Source organism: Serratia sp. K-E0102 (genome assembly GCF_029962625.1).
In the GTDB taxonomy this organism is placed as follows: domain Bacteria; phylum Pseudomonadota; class Gammaproteobacteria; order Enterobacterales; family Enterobacteriaceae; genus Serratia; species Serratia sarumanii.
Genome location: NZ_CP124754.1, coordinates 4,265,775 through 4,283,005 on the forward strand (window position 1 = coordinate 4,265,775; position 17,231 = coordinate 4,283,005).

At 62.1% G+C, this 17,231-nt stretch carries 16 protein-coding genes; 2 read left to right on the forward strand and 14 right to left on the reverse strand.

The features are described 5' to 3' along the window. Positions 1–15: 15 nt before the first annotated feature. From SSARUM2_RS20295 to SSARUM2_RS20325, 7 genes are all read right to left on the reverse strand, one after another. Positions 16–1,227, reverse strand: coding sequence for an FAD-dependent oxidoreductase (locus tag SSARUM2_RS20295; protein ID WP_060431528.1), 1,212 nt, complete (start codon positions 1,225–1,227; stop codon positions 16–18). Further along, positions 1,224–2,165 (reverse strand): VOC family protein, encoded by a 942-nt coding sequence (locus SSARUM2_RS20300; protein WP_060431527.1) that lies wholly within the window; start codon positions 2,163–2,165, stop codon positions 1,224–1,226. The genes SSARUM2_RS20295 and SSARUM2_RS20300 overlap by 4 nt, the downstream gene beginning before the upstream one ends. Positions 2,166–2,274: 109 nt before the next feature. Beyond that, positions 2,275–3,069 (reverse strand): IclR family transcriptional regulator, encoded by a 795-nt coding sequence (locus tag SSARUM2_RS20305; RefSeq protein WP_004937625.1) that lies wholly within the window; start codon positions 3,067–3,069, stop codon positions 2,275–2,277. A 36-nt stretch (positions 3,070–3,105) separates the two neighbouring features. Next, entirely contained in the window at positions 3,106–3,861 is a 756-nt protein-coding gene (locus SSARUM2_RS20310) for an SDR family oxidoreductase (protein WP_033635901.1), read from the reverse strand. Beyond that, entirely contained in the window at positions 3,858–4,901 is a 1,044-nt protein-coding gene (locus SSARUM2_RS20315; RefSeq protein ID WP_049235418.1) for an aromatic ring-hydroxylating dioxygenase subunit alpha, read from the reverse strand. Before SSARUM2_RS20315 ends, SSARUM2_RS20310 begins: the two co-directional genes overlap by 4 nt. A gap of 20 nt (positions 4,902–4,921) precedes the next feature. After that, a complete protein-coding gene (locus SSARUM2_RS20320) occupies positions 4,922–5,230 on the reverse strand; it encodes a recombinase-like helix-turn-helix domain-containing protein (RefSeq protein WP_004937617.1) in 309 nt (102 codons plus the stop codon). 2 nt (positions 5,231–5,232) lie between these two features. Then, entirely contained in the window at positions 5,233–5,550 is a 318-nt protein-coding gene (locus SSARUM2_RS20325; RefSeq protein ID WP_033632120.1) for a non-heme iron oxygenase ferredoxin subunit, read from the reverse strand. A gap of 399 nt (positions 5,551–5,949) precedes the next feature. Here SSARUM2_RS20325 and SSARUM2_RS20330 point away from each other — a divergent pair, with 399 nt between their 5' ends. Further along, entirely contained in the window at positions 5,950–7,191 is a 1,242-nt protein-coding gene (locus SSARUM2_RS20330) for an MFS transporter (RefSeq protein ID WP_033635903.1), read from the forward strand. A gap of 109 nt (positions 7,192–7,300) precedes the next feature. Here the strand turns inward: SSARUM2_RS20330 and SSARUM2_RS20335 are convergent, their stop codons facing one another. The 3 genes from SSARUM2_RS20335 to speA all read right to left on the reverse strand — a co-directional run bounded on the left by SSARUM2_RS20335 (position 7,301) and on the right by speA (position 10,880). Next, complete coding sequence (locus SSARUM2_RS20335; protein WP_033638576.1) at positions 7,301–7,453, reverse strand: Hok/Gef family protein; 153 nt, start codon at positions 7,451–7,453, stop codon at positions 7,301–7,303. Positions 7,454–7,788: 335 nt separating this feature from the next. Continuing rightward, positions 7,789–8,709 carry an agmatinase gene (gene speB / locus SSARUM2_RS20340; RefSeq protein WP_004937606.1) on the reverse strand — a complete coding sequence of 307 codons (921 nt, stop codon included), beginning with the start codon at positions 8,707–8,709 and terminating at the stop codon, positions 7,789–7,791. Between the two features lie 194 nt (positions 8,710–8,903). After that, entirely contained in the window at positions 8,904–10,880 is a 1,977-nt protein-coding gene (speA, locus tag SSARUM2_RS20345; RefSeq protein WP_033649617.1) for a biosynthetic arginine decarboxylase, read from the reverse strand. Positions 10,881–11,788: 908 nt separating this feature from the next. Here speA and metK point away from each other — a divergent pair. Next, positions 11,789–12,943, forward strand: coding sequence for a methionine adenosyltransferase (gene metK / locus SSARUM2_RS20350; protein WP_049235236.1), 1,155 nt, complete (start codon positions 11,789–11,791; stop codon positions 12,941–12,943). Positions 12,944–13,066: 123 nt separating this feature from the next. On the opposite strand, the gene SSARUM2_RS20355 is transcribed toward metK, so the two are convergent. The 4 genes from SSARUM2_RS20355 to fhuC form a co-directional block, all read right to left on the reverse strand. Further along, complete coding sequence (locus tag SSARUM2_RS20355; protein WP_049301666.1) at positions 13,067–13,219, reverse strand: Hok/Gef family protein; 153 nt, start codon at positions 13,217–13,219, stop codon at positions 13,067–13,069. Positions 13,220–13,531: 312 nt separating this feature from the next. Then, entirely contained in the window at positions 13,532–15,520 is a 1,989-nt protein-coding gene (gene fhuB, locus SSARUM2_RS20360) for a Fe(3+)-hydroxamate ABC transporter permease FhuB (RefSeq protein ID WP_033649615.1), read from the reverse strand. After that, complete coding sequence (fhuD, locus tag SSARUM2_RS20365) at positions 15,517–16,425, reverse strand: Fe(3+)-hydroxamate ABC transporter substrate-binding protein FhuD (protein WP_060453160.1); 909 nt, start codon at positions 16,423–16,425, stop codon at positions 15,517–15,519. The genes fhuB and fhuD overlap by 4 nt, the downstream gene beginning before the upstream one ends. Then, on the reverse strand, positions 16,425–17,222 hold the full coding sequence (gene fhuC / locus SSARUM2_RS20370) for a Fe3+-hydroxamate ABC transporter ATP-binding protein FhuC (RefSeq protein WP_033649613.1): 798 nt from the start codon (positions 17,220–17,222) through the stop codon (positions 16,425–16,427). The genes fhuD and fhuC overlap by 1 nt, the downstream gene beginning before the upstream one ends. Positions 17,223–17,231 lie beyond the last annotated feature (9 nt).

The window sequence follows — 17,231 nt, forward strand, 5'->3', positions numbered from 1 at the left end:
CCCGAGGTTCGGGCGTTATTTCAACGCCATCAAAGAAAACTCCGCATCCGCCAGCTGCTGCGGATCCAGCACCCGGCCGCTCGCCAGCCAACGCTTGCCGAGCTTGATGGTGCGCGCATCGTTGAACGCCACCATCTGCACCAGCTGCCGATCGGCGTTCAGCGTGAAGAACACCTGCGACTGCGGCGTGCGGCGCACCACATGGTGCACGCCGCCGCTCGGCACGCCGAGGATCTGGATATTGGCGTCGTATTGATCCGACCAAAGCCAGGCCACGTCGTCATACGGTGCGGCGAAGGCGTCGAGCATCGCGCAGGCGGTGCTGATGGCCTGATTTTGCGCGTAGGCCCAGGACTGCAGGCACAGGCCGAGCGTCGGGTGGCGCGCCACGTCGCCGGCGGCGAAGATCGCCGGATGGCTGGTGCGCCCCTGGCCGTCGACCACGATGCCGGACTCGATCGCCAGCCCGGCGCTGCGCGCCAGTTCAAGATTCAGCTCGACGCCGATCCCCACCACCACCAGATCGAAGGCCTGCGGATCGCTGACTTCGCTGCCGATCCAGGCGGCGCCATCGCGATCTTCCAACGAGATCTCGCCGCAGCCGCACAGCACCGTGACGCCCTGCTGACGATGCAGTTCGAGCAACGCCTGTGAAACGTCGGCGCCGACGCTGCGCATGCACAGCGCGGGCTGGCGTTCAAACACCGTCACCTCGGCGCCGAGACGGCGCGCGGAAGCGGCGATCTCCAGCCCGATCCAACCGCCGCCGACGATCGCCAGGCGCCCGCAACCCTGCAGGCCCTGCCGCAACCGAGCCGCATCGTCCCAGGAACGCAGCGTCATCACGCGCGGGTGCTGCGCCCAGGCGGCGCCCGGCAAACGCGGCCGACCGCCGGTGGCGATCAGCAACTGCTCGAACTGCAGCCGTTGCCCGTCGCTGAGCGTGACGATTTGCTGTTCTGCATCGATGGACTCGGCGCGCAGCGGGCGGCGCCAGTCGATATTCAGCTCCGCCACCGTCTGTTCGCTGAACAGCCGGCTGAGGGGAGCCGCGGCATCCAGCAGCGCCGCTTTCGACAGCGGCGGCCGCTCGTAAAAATCGTAGGGTTCGTCGCTGACAACCGTCAGCCGGCCGCTGTAACCGCGATCGCGCAGCGTCTTGGCCGCCCAGCCGCCGGCCTGGCCGCCGCCGACGATGACGATGCCCGCGTGTTCCGGCCGGTTCATAACGCCGCCGCCTTTTTATGCTGGCGGCGCGTGTCGTGATCGATGCCGCCCTCTACCGCCCATTCGGTGAAGGAGACCAACGAATGCTCCAGCTCGCGAGGCTGCCAGTTTTCCGTCAGATAATCGTCGTTGGTGTAGTACTCGAACGCCCCGCCGGTCGGGCTGTTGACGTACCAGAAATAAGCCGAGGAGATCGGGTGGCGGCCGGGGCCGATAAAGGTGCTCCACTTCTCCTTGTTCATGGCGATGCCGCCGCCGATCACTTCGTGGATATCGCGCACGGTGAACGCCACGTGGTTCAGGCCCCGTGGGCGGTTCGGCAGCTTCAGCAGGAACAGGTTATGGTGGCCGCCGCGCGCCTGGGTACGCAGGAAGACGGCGCGATCGATATAGCGATCGGAAACCTGGAAATCCAACAGCTCGCGGTAGAAGCGCTCGGTCGCCGCCAGATCCTCAACGAAGAACACCACGTGGCCGATGTTGATCGGCTGCGCCTGCGCATAGACCGGGCTGGGCTGATCGATGCGGCGCACGTCACCCCATTGGTTGATCGGCGTGACCGGCACCTCGACCGCCTGCTGGCGGCTGACGACGAAGCGCAGCGTCATGCCGTTGGGATCGAGGCATTCCAGCTCTTCTCCCACCTGCCGGAAGCCGGGCATCAACGCCAAACGCGGCTGCAGGCGCGCCAGCTCGGCGGGCGAGGCCACGCCCCAGGTCATGCGGCGCAGGGTTGAACCGCCCTCAAACGCCGCAGGCAGCGCCGCGCTTTGCAACGGGTGCAGGACGATCCGCGCCCCGCTCAAGGTGGTGAATTCGCGCTGCGGTTCGCCCCAATGTTGCGTGGCGGGCTGCAGGCCGAAGTCTTGCATGAATTTTTCGCAGGTTGGCAGATCTTCGACGCCAAATTCCAGTTTTTCGATTCCGATTACGCTCATTGTTCAGCCTCACGTTCTCGCTGCATACGGTTTTCAGGCATGAGTGAACCCCGGCCCCTGTTTGCTACGGGCCTTATCCCTGCCTGAGTAAAAGAGTCGGTCCTGTCGGTTAGCCGACGTTGGCCTGCGGCGGCGCGCCGAGGAAGCCGGAAATTTTCTCCGCCGCGTCGCGTACTTCCATGCGCAGCCGCTCGCGATCCGCTTTCGGGATCTCATCGGACGGCACCATGATGCTGACCACCGCCTCGACCCGCTGCTCGCGGTTGAAGATCGGGTAGACGATCGAGGAGATGCCGTGGCGGAAGAACGATTCGCCGATCACATAGCCGCGCGCTTTGTCTTGCTGCACCATCTGCCACAGCGTTTCGCGATCCGCCGGGGTGCCCGGCGCATTGCCCGGCAGCTGCGCGTCCGGATAAAGTTGTTCGAACTCGCTGCGGGTGGCGCTGGTCAACAGCATGCGGCCGAGCGAGGTTTGATGCACCGGCAAGCGAGTGCCGACGCTGACCTGATTGATCTGCGAACCGGCGGCGCTGACGCGGGCGATGTAGATCACGTCGCGCCCGTCGCGGATCGCCAGATGACTGCTGCACTGGCTGCGATCGCGCAGCTGCTCAATCACCGGCTGGCCGGCCTGCGCCACGTCCAGCGACGCGATGTATTCAAAGCCGAGGCGCAGCACCTTGATGCCGAGCGCAAAGGTGTTGGTGCGCGGATTGCGTTCCAGAAAGCCCAAGTGCTCAAGCGTCTGCACCACACGGTAGGCGGTGGCCTTCGGCATATCGACCAGGCGATGCAACTCGGCGAAGGTCATTTCCTTATGCTGCTCGCCAAACGCCAGCAGCAGCTGCAACCCGCGATCCAGCCCCGGGATCAGATACTTACATGCTTGCTCGTCCGCCATCTCTCGCTCCTGCGCTGTGCGCCGGCCCTGCGGGCCTCAGTTGAATACAAAGCCGCCGTTGACCGGCAGCAGTTGGCCGGTGACGAAATCCGCCAGCGGCGACAGCAGATAAAGCACCGTACCGTTCACATCGTCCGGGTGCTGCGCCCCAGCCAGCGCGCGCCCCTGCTCGTACAGCTGATGACGCTCGGCGGGCACATACTCGGTGGCTTCCACCCGCGTCAGGCCCGGTGCGATGGCGTTGACGCAGATCCCCTGCGGGCCCAGCTCGCGCGCCATCGAGCGAGTCATCGCGATCAGCGCGCCTTTGCTGGCGACATAGGCCATCAGGCGCGGCGCGCCCCACAGCGCAGTGTCCGACGCCACGTTGACGATCTTGGCGTGCGGGCTGCGCGCCAGCAGCGGCACCGCCGCCTGGCTCACCAGCCAGGTGCCGCGCACGTTGACCTGCATCACCCGATCCCACAGATCGATATCGTATTCCATCATGGTTTTGCCGCCGACGCCGGTCGCCAGCGCCGCGTTGTTCACCAGACCGTCGATCCCGCCGCCTGCGGCGATCTTCTCGAACGCCGAACGGATCGAATCCGGTGACGCCAGATCGATGGTCTGCGTTTCCACCTGAGCGCCCTGCTCACGCAGCGCGGCGCCGCTCGCCGCCAGCTCATCCGCCAGAATGTCGCACATCACCACCTGCGCGCCGGCGGCGGCGATGGCGGCGGCGAAGCTGTAACCCAGGCCGCGCGCTGCCCCGGTGACCACGATGCGTTTGCCGTTCAGCAGGCCGTTCACTGCGCCGCCTCCCGCTCGCGCAGCGTCGCCAGCTGTTTCTGCGCCTCTTTTTGCATCAGGCGGCGCAGGCGCGAAAGGCCGACGTCGTGCTGGTACAGGTATTCGCGACCGCGAGCGTTAGGCGCCATATTTTCAAGCACGATGCGATCCTGCTCGAGCACGTCCCAATGCAACGATTCCAGGCGGTTGCGGTACATGAAGCGCCACATGTCGCGCTGCCAGTCTTTGACCTTGCGGATGCGCCAGAAGAACACCCGGCAGTGATCCTTGTCTTCCGGCACCACCATGCCGATGATCCAGAAGTGACCGCCCGGCCCGAAGCGCTTTTTGTACGGGATCGACAGGCGCATCCAATACGCGCCGCTGTTGCCGAACTCCACCCAGTCGAAGTTGACGCCAATCTGGCCGTTCTTCTTGAAGATAAACCCGCTGTCGGTCGGCTCCAGCCCCATATCCGCCTTGCGGTCCCCTTCCGCCATCGAGTGCGAGGAGGAGTGCAGGTAGGTGCCGTGCATCGGATCCATCACGTTTTCCAGGGCGTATTGGTAGTTGCAGTTCCAGCTGGCGGTGCACAGGAAATTGCTGTACGACGCTTCGTCCGCCAGCTCTTGCGGGAAAGTCAGCTCCGCCGGCGCTTCATCCGCCATCACGCCGAAATAAAGGAACACCGCGCCGTAGGCTTCTTTGGCCGGGTAAGACCGCAGGCATTTTTGCCCCACTAGTGGGCAACGATCCACCGCCGGCACGTCTTTCACCGTGCCGTCGCCGCCGACCTCCACCCCGTGATACCAGCAGGCGATGCGATCGCCGAGGTTCCACCCCATGGAAAGCCGCGCGCCGCGGTGCGGGCAGCGGTCTTCCAGCGCGTGGATCTGGCCTTCACCGTCGCGCCATACCACGATTTGCTGCTCCAGACGGGTGATGCCGACCGGATTGTTGCCCACTTCCCAGCTGGCCAGCACCGGATACCACATGCCGCGCAGCCCCTGGTCAAGATAGTCCTGCAAGCTCTGTTCGGAGGATGTTGTATTTGCTGTCATTGTCTTCTCCCGGATGTGGCTCAGAAACCGTTAACGTGAAGGAATTCGCGGAACGTCGCCTCATTCCACGGTTGGCCGCTGCGATCGAACAGGCGGCGCTGATTCAACGCGCTGACGATCTGCTCCAGCTCTTCCGCGCCCTGATCGAAGATCGTTTCCAGCGCCGCCACCAGGGCGGTTTCGAAACCGTCCGGCACACGAGCACGGTTTTGCCAGATCACGTTGCGAAATTGGCCCGGCTGATGGATTTGACCGTTGCCGCCTTCGCGGGCCGGCGTCACCTGTTGGGTGTCCGGCAGCCAGGGATTGAAATCGGTGATGTGCTGCATGATTACTCCTCCGCGATAAAGGTGATCTGGATTTGGTTGTCGACCACCCGGGTGGGATAGGTTTGCAGATCGCGGCCGCCCGGCTCGCGCAGGCACTGGCCGGTGCGCACGTCAAACAGCGCTTCGTGCAGCGGGCACTCAACCTTGCCGTCGTCTACAAACCCCTGGCTGAGCAAGGCATAGGCATGCGGGCAGACGTCTTCCAGCGCGTAGTAGTTACCGTCGAGCAGGTATACCCCGATCTCTTTTCCTTCCACGTTGCCGGAAAAAGGAAAATCTTCTTTCACCTGAGACACTTCGCACACATTCTTCCAGCTCATTGCTTTTATCCTCTATCTGATTGTTTCATATATGAAACTCAGTTTCTTATTTAATACAGTCACTATAAGTGTGGCGAAACTTTCGTCAAGCGAGCGGAACGGCAAATGTTAATGAAAGGTTGTTTAAAAATGACAAATGCGGGAAGGATCACGAAATAATGCACCGATATGAAAAACCTATGTCAGTTGTGCGCTCCCTTGCTAATTTATGGCAAAAAACGCGTTGATTCCGGCGACGCATTGCGCGTAAAAGTGTTTTCTCTCTGTCTTTCACACCCTATTTGATAACAATAATTTTACATCAATCAGCCTCATCCTCCCGCGTTTGCGCTAACTGGCATCCTCGGGTGAGTTTGCTGCTGCCTGAATTCGTCAACCGCTCGCACTGAGGAACGCGCCGTGCAACAACGTCAACGCTGGTTTGGAGTGATCGCCCTGCTGTTTCTGATCGTTATCGCCTATGCGGATCGGGTCAATATCGCCGTGATGTTGGTCAATCCCGACTTCCTGCAACACTTCCAACTCGGCGGCGACCGCGCTCACCAGGGCACGCTGATGACGGTGTTTTTGCTCGGCTACGGGCTGTCCGCCATGTTGCTGACGCCGTTTCTGGAAACGCTGATGGGCTACCGCCGCGCGCTGACGCTGAGCGTGGTGCTGTGGGCGCTGCTCACCGCCGCCTCGCCGCTGGCGGGATCGCTGATGCTGCTGTGCGTGGTGCGCGCGCTGCTTGGCGTCAGCGAAGGGCCGCTGTTCTCGCTGAAGACCATGTACATCGGTGAGCATTTCGCCGCCGACGAGCGCGGCAAGCCCAACGCGGTCAGCGCATTGGGCGTTTCATTGGGGCTGGTGCTCGGCTTTCCGCTGGTGAGTTTTCTGATGGCGCACTTCGGCTGGGCGATGTCGTTTCACCTGCTGGCGCTGCTCAACCTGCTGCTGGGGCTGGCGCTGGTGCGGCTGTTCGTTCACCCGCTCCCCTTATCCTCATCTTCACGCCCTGCCGATCCGCAACCGGTGCTGAACCGCGTCTGGCGCACCTTTGCACTGGCCTGGCGCACGCCGATGCTCGGCTGGATCCTGCTGATCGAGATCGCCACGCTCAGCTACCTGTGGGGCTCCAGCGCCTGGCTGCCTGCGTATCTGACCGATGAAAAGGGTTTTTCCATCAAACAGATGGGCTGGATGGCCGCGCTGCCTTTCATCGTCAGCATCGCCTCCAAATACCTCGGTGGCGTGTTGCTCGATCGTATCCGCCCTTATCAGGCGCCGCTGATCTTCGTCTGCGGCGGCGCAGCGACCGCGCTGTGCATTTATGGCGTGATGCACAGCCATCAGCTTGGCTGGATCGCCTTCTTCCTGCTGGCGGCCAACGCCTGTTGGGGGGCGCAGGGCGCGGCGATACCCACGCTGCTGCAACATTATGCGCGTCCGGAGGCGGTCGGCAGCGCCTATGGGCTGATCAACGGCATCGGCAATCTGTTCTCGGCGTTTGTGCCGATGGCGATGGGCATGGTGATGGCCAGCCAGGGCAAGGTGTCTTCAGGCTTTGCGGTGCTGATCGCCTCGCAGTTGCTGACGCTGCTGGCGGGCGGCGCGCTGTTTGGCCGCATGTTGCTGGCACAGCAGATGAAGCGGGCATAAACCCGTTTCTCTGCCCTGTGCGGCGGAAAACCGAAAGCGTTGAGAGGGTGCTCGTGGATCTGGACGCCAACAGCCAGCAGACGGGGAACATCCCCGTCGCCGGGTTGCCTTACCGTTCGGATTCGTAAGCCAAAATGGCCGCAACCTCCGTATTGCCCGATCGGATCCGCAGCTCACACAGCGTGCTGCGAGTTATCCATGCCAGTGATATTACCGTGGCACAAATAACCACCAATTTTAACAGGCTCCGTTTGTTCGGCATCATGCCTTCTTCTCCTTGCCTCGCGGCGGGTAAGAGGCTAACTTAACGTTGTCTGGCGTTAGAGTTGGCCTCGGGTTGATGGATATCGACTCGGGGCTTTTCTCTTTGTACCTTTCACGCAGGCTCCAGATACAAAGATCCAGAGCACCCGCGCGCAGTATATTCATCCTCCCCACTCTCCAGATTCCTTTTTACTGACTCAGTTTCATTTCTGCGCGGTGTTGTGCAAAAGCGTTGCAACGGACTGAGAAGGCAGCGCGGATGGCGGCAAATGCAATAAAAAAAGCGGCCCCCATACGATGGAAGCCGCTTTTTCAGCGAGGAGTAGCCTGGCGTCAGGCGTGTTTCTTGGCCGCCTGCAGGTACAGCATCTCCAGGCCCAGGGTCGCCGCGGCCAGCGCGGTGATCTCGGACTGGTCATAAGCCGGCGCCACTTCCACCACGTCCATGCCGACGATGTTCAGCGACTGCATGCCGCGCACCAGCTTCAGCGCGCGATCGGAGGTCAGGCCGCCGATCACCGGCGTGCCGGTGCCCGGTGCGAACGCCGGATCCAGGCAGTCGATGTCGAAGGTCAGATACACCGGCATATCGCCGACGATGCCCTTGATCTGGGTCAGCAGGTCGTCCACGCTGCGATCGTTCACCTGCGCGGCGTCCAGCACGGTAAAACCGTTGTCATGATCGAACTCGGTACGAATGCCGATCTGCACCGAGTGGTGCGGATCGATCAAGCCTTCGTTCGGGGCATGGTAGAACATGGTGCCGTGGTCGAACTTGCTGCCGTTGGCGTAGGTATCGGTGTGGGCGTCGAAGTGCACCAGCGCCAGCTTGCCGAAATGCTTGGCGTGCGCGCGCAGCAGCGGCAGGGTCACGAAGTGGTCGCCGCCGAACGAGAGCATGCGCTTACCGGCCTTCAGCAGTTTCTCCGCGTGCGCCTGCAGCTTGTCGCTCATGTCCTGCGCGTCGCCGAAGTTGAACACGATGTCGCCGCAGTCAACCACGTTCAGACGATCGCGCAGATCGAAGCTCCACGGCCAGCGGTTGCCTTCCCAGGCCAGGTTGGTGGACACCTGACGGATGGCCGCCGGGCCGTGACGGCCGCCGGCGCGACCGGAGGTCGCCATGTCAAACGGAATGCCGGTGATGACCCACTCTGCATCGCTGTCGTAAGGCATGAAGTTCAGCGGAAAGCGCAGGAAACCAAAGGCGTTGGACACTAATGAATTATCGGACTGATGGCCTAAGGTGCTCATAGTAAACCCTCGTAGTTCAACAAGTTGCCGGGCGCAGAGGCCGGGCCGTTACAAAAAAAAATCCCTCCCGCGTCGTTAGCCCGACGAGAAAGGGATTTGTTCGATGTTTGTTTCGGTGCTACCGATACGGCTGATTATGGCCGCATTTTATCCATGCTTCAAGGGGGCCGATATCGCCCCCCTGAAGAGGGCAGTTACTCGTCTTCCAGATACGTGTAGCCGTACAGGCCGGCTTCAAACTCTTCCAGGAATTGCGCCTGCAGCTCGCTGTCCAGATCGGTTTCTTTGACCTGATCGCGGAACTTGGCCAGCAGCGCACCCGGATCGAGCTGCACGTACTCCAGCATGTCCGCCACGGTGTCGCCCTCGTCGGACAACTCGGTCTCGACGCTGCCGTCCGGGAACACGTACACGTCAACCGAGGCGGTGTCGCCGAACAGGTTGTGCATGTTGCCGAGGATCTCCTGGTACGCGCCGACCATGAAGAAGCCCAGCGCCGGCGGGTTCTCCGGATCGTACGGCGGCATCGGCATGGTGGTCGCCACGCCGTCGCCATCGACGTAATGGTCGATAGTGCCGTCGGAATCGCAGGTGATGTCGAGCAGCACCGCACGGCCTTCCGGCGGCTTATCCAGCCCTTCCAGCGGCAGCACCGGAAACAGCTGATCGATACCCCAGGCATCCGGCATCGACTGGAACAGCGAGAAATTGACGTAGAACTTGTCCGCCATGCGCTCTTGCAGCTCGTCGATGATTGGACGGTGCGCGCGATTGCTCGGATCGAGCTGCTGCTGGATCTTGTTGCAGATGTTCAGATACAGCTGCTCGGCCCAGGCGCGCTTGGTCAGATCCAGCATGCCGTGCGCGTATTGGGTATGCACATCGTGCAGATCCATCTGGCTGTCGTGCAGCCATTCGCGCAGCGAGCGGCGGTTCTCCGGCTCGTTCATTTCCAGCCAGGTTTCCCACATGCTTTCCAGCGCGCGCGGCGCGTCGGCTTCCGGCGGCAACGGTTCGCTGAATTCGTTGCGCTCGACGCCGATCACGTTGGAAACCAGCACCGTATGGTGCGCGGTCACGGCGCGGCCGGACTCGGTGATCACCGTCGGGTGCGGCAGGCCGTGTTCGTTACAGGCATCGCCGATACCCCAAATCACGTTGTTGGCGTATTCGTTCAGGCCGTAGTTCACCGAGCAGTCGGACTGCGAGCGGGTGCCTTCGTAGTCGACGCCCAAGCCGCCGCCCACGTCGAAGCACTGAATGTTGACGCCCAGCTTGTGCAGTTCAACGTAAAAGCGCGCCGATTCGCGCACGCCGGTGGCGATATCGCGAATGTTGGCCAGCTGCGAGCCCAAGTGGAAATGCAGCAGTTGCAGGCTGTCGAGACGGCCCGCTTCGCGCAGGGTCTCCACCAGCTTCAGCACCTGCACCGCCGCCAGACCGAACTTGGATTTTTCGCCGCCGCTCGACTGCCATTTGCCGGAGCCCTGCGACGCCAGGCGCGCACGCACGCCCAGGCGCGGCACCACGTTCAGCCGCTCAGCCTCTTCCAGCACCAGGTTGATCTCGGACATCTTCTCGATCACCAGGTACACCTTGTGCCCCAGTTTTTCTCCGATCAGCGCCAGGCGAATATATTCACGATCTTTATAGCCGTTACAGACGATCACCGAGCGGGTCATGCCGGCATGCGCCAGCACCGCCATCAGCTCGGCCTTGGAGCCGGCTTCCAGCCCCAGCGGTTCGCCGGAGTTCACCAGCGACTCAATCACGCGGCGATGTTGGTTCACCTTGATCGGATACACCAGGAAATAGCCGCCCTGGTAACCGAAAGACTCACGCGCGCGTTTGAACGCGGCGTTGATCGAACGCAAGCGATGCTGAAGGATCTGCGGGAAGCAGAACAGCGCAGGCAAACGTTGGCCGTCTTGCTGGCGCGTTTTCACCAGTTCTGCCAGATCGACGCGCGCCTGCGGGACATCCGGGTCCGGGCACACGCTGATATGGCCCAGCTCGTTGACGTCATAGTAATTGTTGCCCCAGTAGGCGACGTTATAAGTACGCAGCATCTTGCTGGCATTACGATCATTCATGGCAACCTCCTGCATGGAGCGCAAAGATAAAGACTCGCCCGCAACCGGCGGGCGGTGAATCAACAGATCATCAGACATGGTTCGCCTCACATTCCGCACTGACGAAACCGTCAGCCACTATCGCAGCTACCACCCGCGAGAACAACCCAACAAGCCGCGCTGGCGGCAGCGAAGAGAACCGCCGTTCGCGGTCAGCGATCGGTTTATCACTCATATAATTGTAAGACACCCTGTTCAAACCTCGTGAATCGGGCCAAGAAACATCCCACAGGAAGGCTGCAGGCTACCCTTGTTCAGTTCTTCAGACGACCGTTAGCCGGCCCGAGAATCCTGAGTAGCGGCCAAGTGTTTATCGCACCTGGTAAGTGACAAAGAGACAAGACGGGAAATAGCAGAAGAATGTGCGCCAGAACGGCACTGCTGTTGGGAACCAACAACCGGTAGACAACGGATCATTAATCCAACCACCTCCACGCGCGCCGTTCGGAGTGAACGACCCAGCCTCTAAAATAGTGTAAGAACGTGACCGTTCGATGAAGCGGCGGCGCCACGGCGAACGCCCGCGACGGATAATAGCGCAATGCCGACGAATGCAAAGCGGAAGTTTATCGTACCTTCCCCCACGCCAGACCGCCGTACTGTGCAGCAAATGAACCGCGCGCGCAGTTTATACCGGTAAGCAGGTGAAAAAGCAAAATGAAAATTCGCCGAAAACTGTTTCAAGCGATGAAAATGGCGCCAACCCGTTTGCGCAAAAGAGCGAAAGCGCAAAAAATTACTGGCAATCTGGCTAAACCCTGACCTAAAATAGACGTCCAGATGTTAATCCATCTATACTGGTTAACTGATAAACTGCTTAACGGCTTTGCCTGAGGGGCGTTGCAGGATGCATCTCGCGCCATCAGCGGAAGACCCTTCGCTTTGATGCCGGATCTCCAGCGCTGTGCAGTAATTTCTAACCCGTCTTATGCAAGGTAAAGAACACAATGGCTAAACACCTCTTCACGTCCGAATCCGTCTCCGAAGGACATCCAGATAAAATCGCCGACCAGATCTCCGATGCCGTCCTCGACGCCATCCTGGAACAAGATCCGAAGGCGCGCGTCGCCTGCGAAACCTACGTGAAAACCGGCATGGTGCTGGTCGGCGGTGAAATCACCACCAGCGCCTGGGTCGATATCGAAGAGATCACCCGCAAGACCGTGCGCGAGATCGGCTACGTTCATTCGGACATGGGCTTTGACGCCAACTCCTGCGCAGTATTGAGCGCCATCGGCAAACAATCCCCGGATATCAATCAGGGCGTTGACCGTACCGATCCTCTCGAGCAGGGCGCCGGCGATCAGGGCTTGATGTTTGGCTACGCCACCAACGAAACCGACGTGCTGATGCCGGCCCCGGTGACCTACGCGCACCGTCTGGTGCAGCGCCAGTCCGAAGTGCGTAAAAACGGCACCCTGCCGTGGCTGCGTCCGGACGCGAAGAGCCAGGTGACCTTCCAGTACGACGACGGCAAAATCGTCGGCATCGACGCCGTGGTGCTGTCCACCCAGCATTCCGAAGACATCGCGCTGAAAGATCTGCAAGAAGCGGTGATGGAAGAGATCATCAAACCGGTCCTGCCGGCGGAATGGCTGACGGCGAGCACCAAATACCACATCAACCCGACCGGCCGTTTCGTTATCGGCGGCCCGATGGGCGACTGCGGCCTGACCGGCCGTAAGATCATCGTCGACACCTACGGCGGCATGGCGCGCCACGGCGGCGGCGCCTTCTCCGGTAAGGATCCGTCCAAGGTTGACCGTTCCGCGGCCTACGCGGCACGCTACGTGGCGAAAAACATCGTTGCCGCCGGCCTGGCCGATCGTTGCGAAATCCAGGTGTCTTACGCTATCGGCGTAGCGGAACCGACCTCCATCATGGTGGAAACCTTCGGTACCGAGAAAGTGCCAACCGAACAGCTGACGCTGCTGGTGCGCGAATTCTTCGATCTGCGCCCATATGGCCTGATCCAGATGATGGATCTGCTGCAGCCGATCTACCGCGAAACCGCTGCCTACGGCCACTTCGGCCGCGAGCACTTCCCGTGGGAAGCGACCGACAAAGCCGCGCTGCTGCGCGATGCCGCCGGCCTGAAATAAGCCCCGACATCAACATGAAAACGGCGAGCCCTGGCTCGCCGTTTTTTTTGAGCGGATGGGTGCTCCTGGATCAACGCATCGACTGCCGGCCGGCGGAGGCACCGCCCCCGCCGCCGGGTTGCCTTACCGTTCGGATTCGTAAGCCAAAATGGCCGCAACCTCCGTAGTGCCCGCTCGGATCCGCAGCTCACACAGCGTGCTGCGGGTTATCCATGCCAGTGATATTACCGTGGCACAAATAACCACCAGTTTTAACGGGCTGCGTTTGTTCGGCATCATGCCTTCTTCTCCTTGCCTCGCGGCGGGTAAGAGGCTAACTTAACGTTGTGACGCGTTAGAGTAGGCCTCGGGTTGATGGATATCGACTCGGGGCTTTTCTCTTTGTACCTTTCGCAGAAGCTCCAGAGACAAAGATCCAGAGCACCCGCCCGCAGTATATTCATCTCACCGCCACGCCTCGCGTTCCTTTTCGCACGCAATATCGTTTTTGCGCATCCGTTCGCAGCACCTTGCAACATCATGAAAAATAAAAAAAGGCCCAGCAACGCGGAGCCTTTGATGACAGAGAGAACGCAGCCGAGACGCCGCTTACGAGGTCTGCTTACGCAACAGATACACGAAGTACGGTGCACCGATAAAGGTCGCCAATAACCCGGCGGGGATCTGATACGGGAACAGCAGCATCCGTCCGCACCAGTCGGCAAACACCATCAGCAAGCCGCCCAGCAGCGCGGCGATCACCATTTGCGGCAGCGCGCGGCGGAAGCCCAGCATGCGCGCCATATGCGGCGCCATCAGCCCGACAAAGCTCAGCGGCCCTACGGTCAGGGTCGCCATCGCGGTCAGGGTGGCAGCCAGCAACAGAATGCTCAACCGCGCCGGCGTCAGCGCAATGCCCACCGAACGGGCGGTGGCGCCGCCGAGCGGCAGGATGGTCAGCCAGCGGCGGCACAGCGGTGCCAATACCAGCAATCCGGCGGCGATCAGCGCGGTGCGCAGCGCCTGCGCCGGCTCCACCGAATAGGTCGAACCGGAGAGCCAGGTCAGCAAGCCCCCCATACGCGGATCGCCGCTGGCCAACAGCAGGAAGATGACGGTGGTAAAGGCGGTGCTGAGCGCGATACCGGCCAGCAGCATGCGTTCGGTCGAGAAACCGCCGCGGCCTGCGGCGATCATGATGATCAGCAACGTGGCGGCCGCTCCCAGACTGCCGGCGGGCAGCAGCCACACGAAGGCGTCGCCCGGCACCATAAACAGCATCATCACGACGCCAAAAGCGGCGCCGGAGCTGATGCCCAACACTTCCGGGCTGGCCATCGGATTGCCGGTCAACTTCTGGATCAGCGTGCCGGCGACCGCCAGCATCATGCCCGCCGCCAGCGCCGACAACACCCGCGGCCAGCGCCACGGCAGCAGAGCGTCCAGTTCCACGCCCAGGCTCCAGTGCCAGCCGCCGGCATTTTTGCCCAGCATCAGCGCCAGCGCCAGGCCGATCAGCAACACGAGGCCGCCCACCAGGATCCAGCCGGGCAGATTCCCGCGTTCGGCAGGCACCTTGTCGCCGAGGTTCATCGGCGGCGGCGTGGCGGCGCTGCGCAAACGCGGCAGCAGCCACAGCAGCAGCGGCGCGCCGAACAGCGCGGTGGCCGCGCCGGTCGGGATCTCGTGCCACACCTGCGTTACCCCGAGCATCACCTGATCGGTCAGCCACAGCAACAGCGCCCCCAGCAGCGGCGCCAGCATCATGCGGTGCGCCAGGCGGCGAGCCCCCAACATCTTCGCCATCAGCGGTGCAAACAGGCCGATAAAGCCGATAACGCCCACCGCGCTCACCAACATGGCGCTGAAGATGATGGCCACCCCCAAAGCACAGAAGCGCGCCATCGACAGCCCTAACCCCAGGTTGCGCGCCACACCGTCGTCCAGCCCCAGCAGCGTCAGCGGGCGCAGCAACAGCGCCGCTAACAGGCCAGCCACCAGCAAACGCGGCAGGAGGAACTGCACGGCGCTCCAGTCCTGTTGGTTCAACGCGCCGGTGCCCCACAGGAACATGCCCTGCAGCTGATCGTAATTAAACAGCGCCAACAGGCTGTTGACCGCGCCGCAGTACAGCCCCAGCACCAGCCCGGCCAGAATCAGCGTGACCGGCGACATCCGCTTGCCCCAGGCGACGCCGAACACCAGCCCGCCCACCACAATCGCGCCCACCATAGCGGCCAGCTGGCGGGTAAACTCACCTCCCGGCAGCACCCACAGCGTGGCGATGGTCAGGCCAAGCTGCGCGCCGGCGGCGACGCCGAGCGTCGACGGCTCCGCCAACGGATTGCGCAACACCTGCTGGAACAGCACGCCGACCAACCCCAGACCGGCGCCGGCCAACAGCGACACCGTCAACCGCGGCAACAGGCTGTAATGGAACAGCATTTGCCGCACGTCGTCGATGTCCGGCGCGCTGAGCGCCCGCGCCCATTGCGCCGGCGGCAGCTGCTGCGCCAGATTGTATATCGTCAGGCCACCTGCCGCCGCCAGCAACAGTAGGATCAGCGTCAGCGGCAATTTCCGGATGCCCGAACTCATGACGCACTCTCCTGAGCCTGCGCCAGCAGGCGGCAAAACCGCATCGTCGACAGCGTGGCACCGTATAACCACACCGCCGGCACCTGCCGCAGCTGGTTTTGCCTCACGAAGGGCAACGACTGCCACAGCGGCGTCGCGCTGACCTTGTCCATCATCGCCTGATTACCGTGATCGAGATAGATGACCCGGGCATTACGCACCGTGGCCAACCGTTCAATGCCCACCACCGCCGTGCCCCAGAAATTGGTTTCTTCCTGCCAGGCATTGCGGATGCCCAGTTGATCCATCGCTTCCTGGAACAGGCTTTTCTGGCCGATGATCAACGCATGGCGCGTGTCGATCAGTGAAAACAGCAGCAGCGGTTGCCGGGTGTAGCTTTGCAGGCGCTGACGCGCGTCCTGCATAAAGCGGTCAAACTGCGCCAGGTGCTGTACCGCGCGGCTTTCTATGCCCAATCGTTGCCCCAGCGCCAGCAGCGACTGGCGGGCGACGGTCAGCGGTTTGCCGCTGCCGTCGTTGAAGCCAAAGCTCATGGTTGGCGCGATGGGTTGGATTTTTCTCGGCGTCGGGCCATAGCCATGCGACAGCAACACCAGCGAAGGCTGGAGCTGCTGCAGCAGTTCGAGGTTAGGTTCGGTGCGCTGGCCGACGTCGACCACCGTCGCCGGCAGCTTCGGCTCCGCCACCCACAGGTTGTAGTTATGCACATCGGCCACCGCCAGCGGCGTCACGCCCAATGCCAACAGCAGTTCGATCGGCAGCCATTCCAGCGCCGCAACGCGGGCGATATCCGGCGGCGCATCCGCCGCTCGGCCGGGCAACGACCCCAACAGCGGCGACAGCGCCAGCGCCATCAACAAACGGCGGCGCAGCGGATCGTGAGAAGAAGTGAATGCAGAGGACATCAGTAGACAAAACTCACCGGCGCGCCGCCGCTCGGGTGCGGCAACGTGCCCATAGGAATACCGTAAATTTGTTCCAGCACCGGCCCCTGCATCAGTTCCAGCGGGCCGCCCTGGGCGATCATTTCACCGCCGCGCAGCGCCACCAGATGGTCGCAGTAGCGTGCCGCCATGTTGATGTCGTGCAGCACGGCGATCACCGTGAGATCGCGTTCGCGGCTCAGGCGCTGGATCAGCGCCAGCACCTCGACCTGGTGTGCGATGTCCAGCGCCGAGGTCGGTTCGTCAAGCAGCAGGCAGCGGCTGTCCTGCGCCACCATCATCGCCAGCCAGGCGCGTTGGCGCTCGCCGCCGGAGAGGCTGTCCACCAAGCGGCTGGCGAACGGCTTCAGCCCCACCAGCGCGATGGCCTCCTCCACCAATTGGCGATCGTTGGCGCCAAAACGCCCCAGCGCGCCGTGCCACGGATAGCGGCCGACGGCCACCAGCTCGCGCACCGTCATGCCTTCCGCCGCCGGCAACTGCTGCGGCAGGTAGGCCACCTGGCGGGCGAAGGATTTGCTGTCCCACTGCGCCAACGGCTGCCGATTGAGCAAAACCTGGCCGCCGCTGGGCGCATGATGCCGCCCGAGCAGTTTCAACAGGGTGGATTTACCGGAACCGTTATGCCCGATCAGGCCGCAGACTTTGCCCTGGGGAAAACTGAGCGACAGCGGTTGCAACAGCACCCGGCCGGGGACGGCGAAGCTGGCGTTATCCAGCGCGAAGGTCGCGCCGGGATTAAGAAGTTTGTCCTGCATAGATCCTGC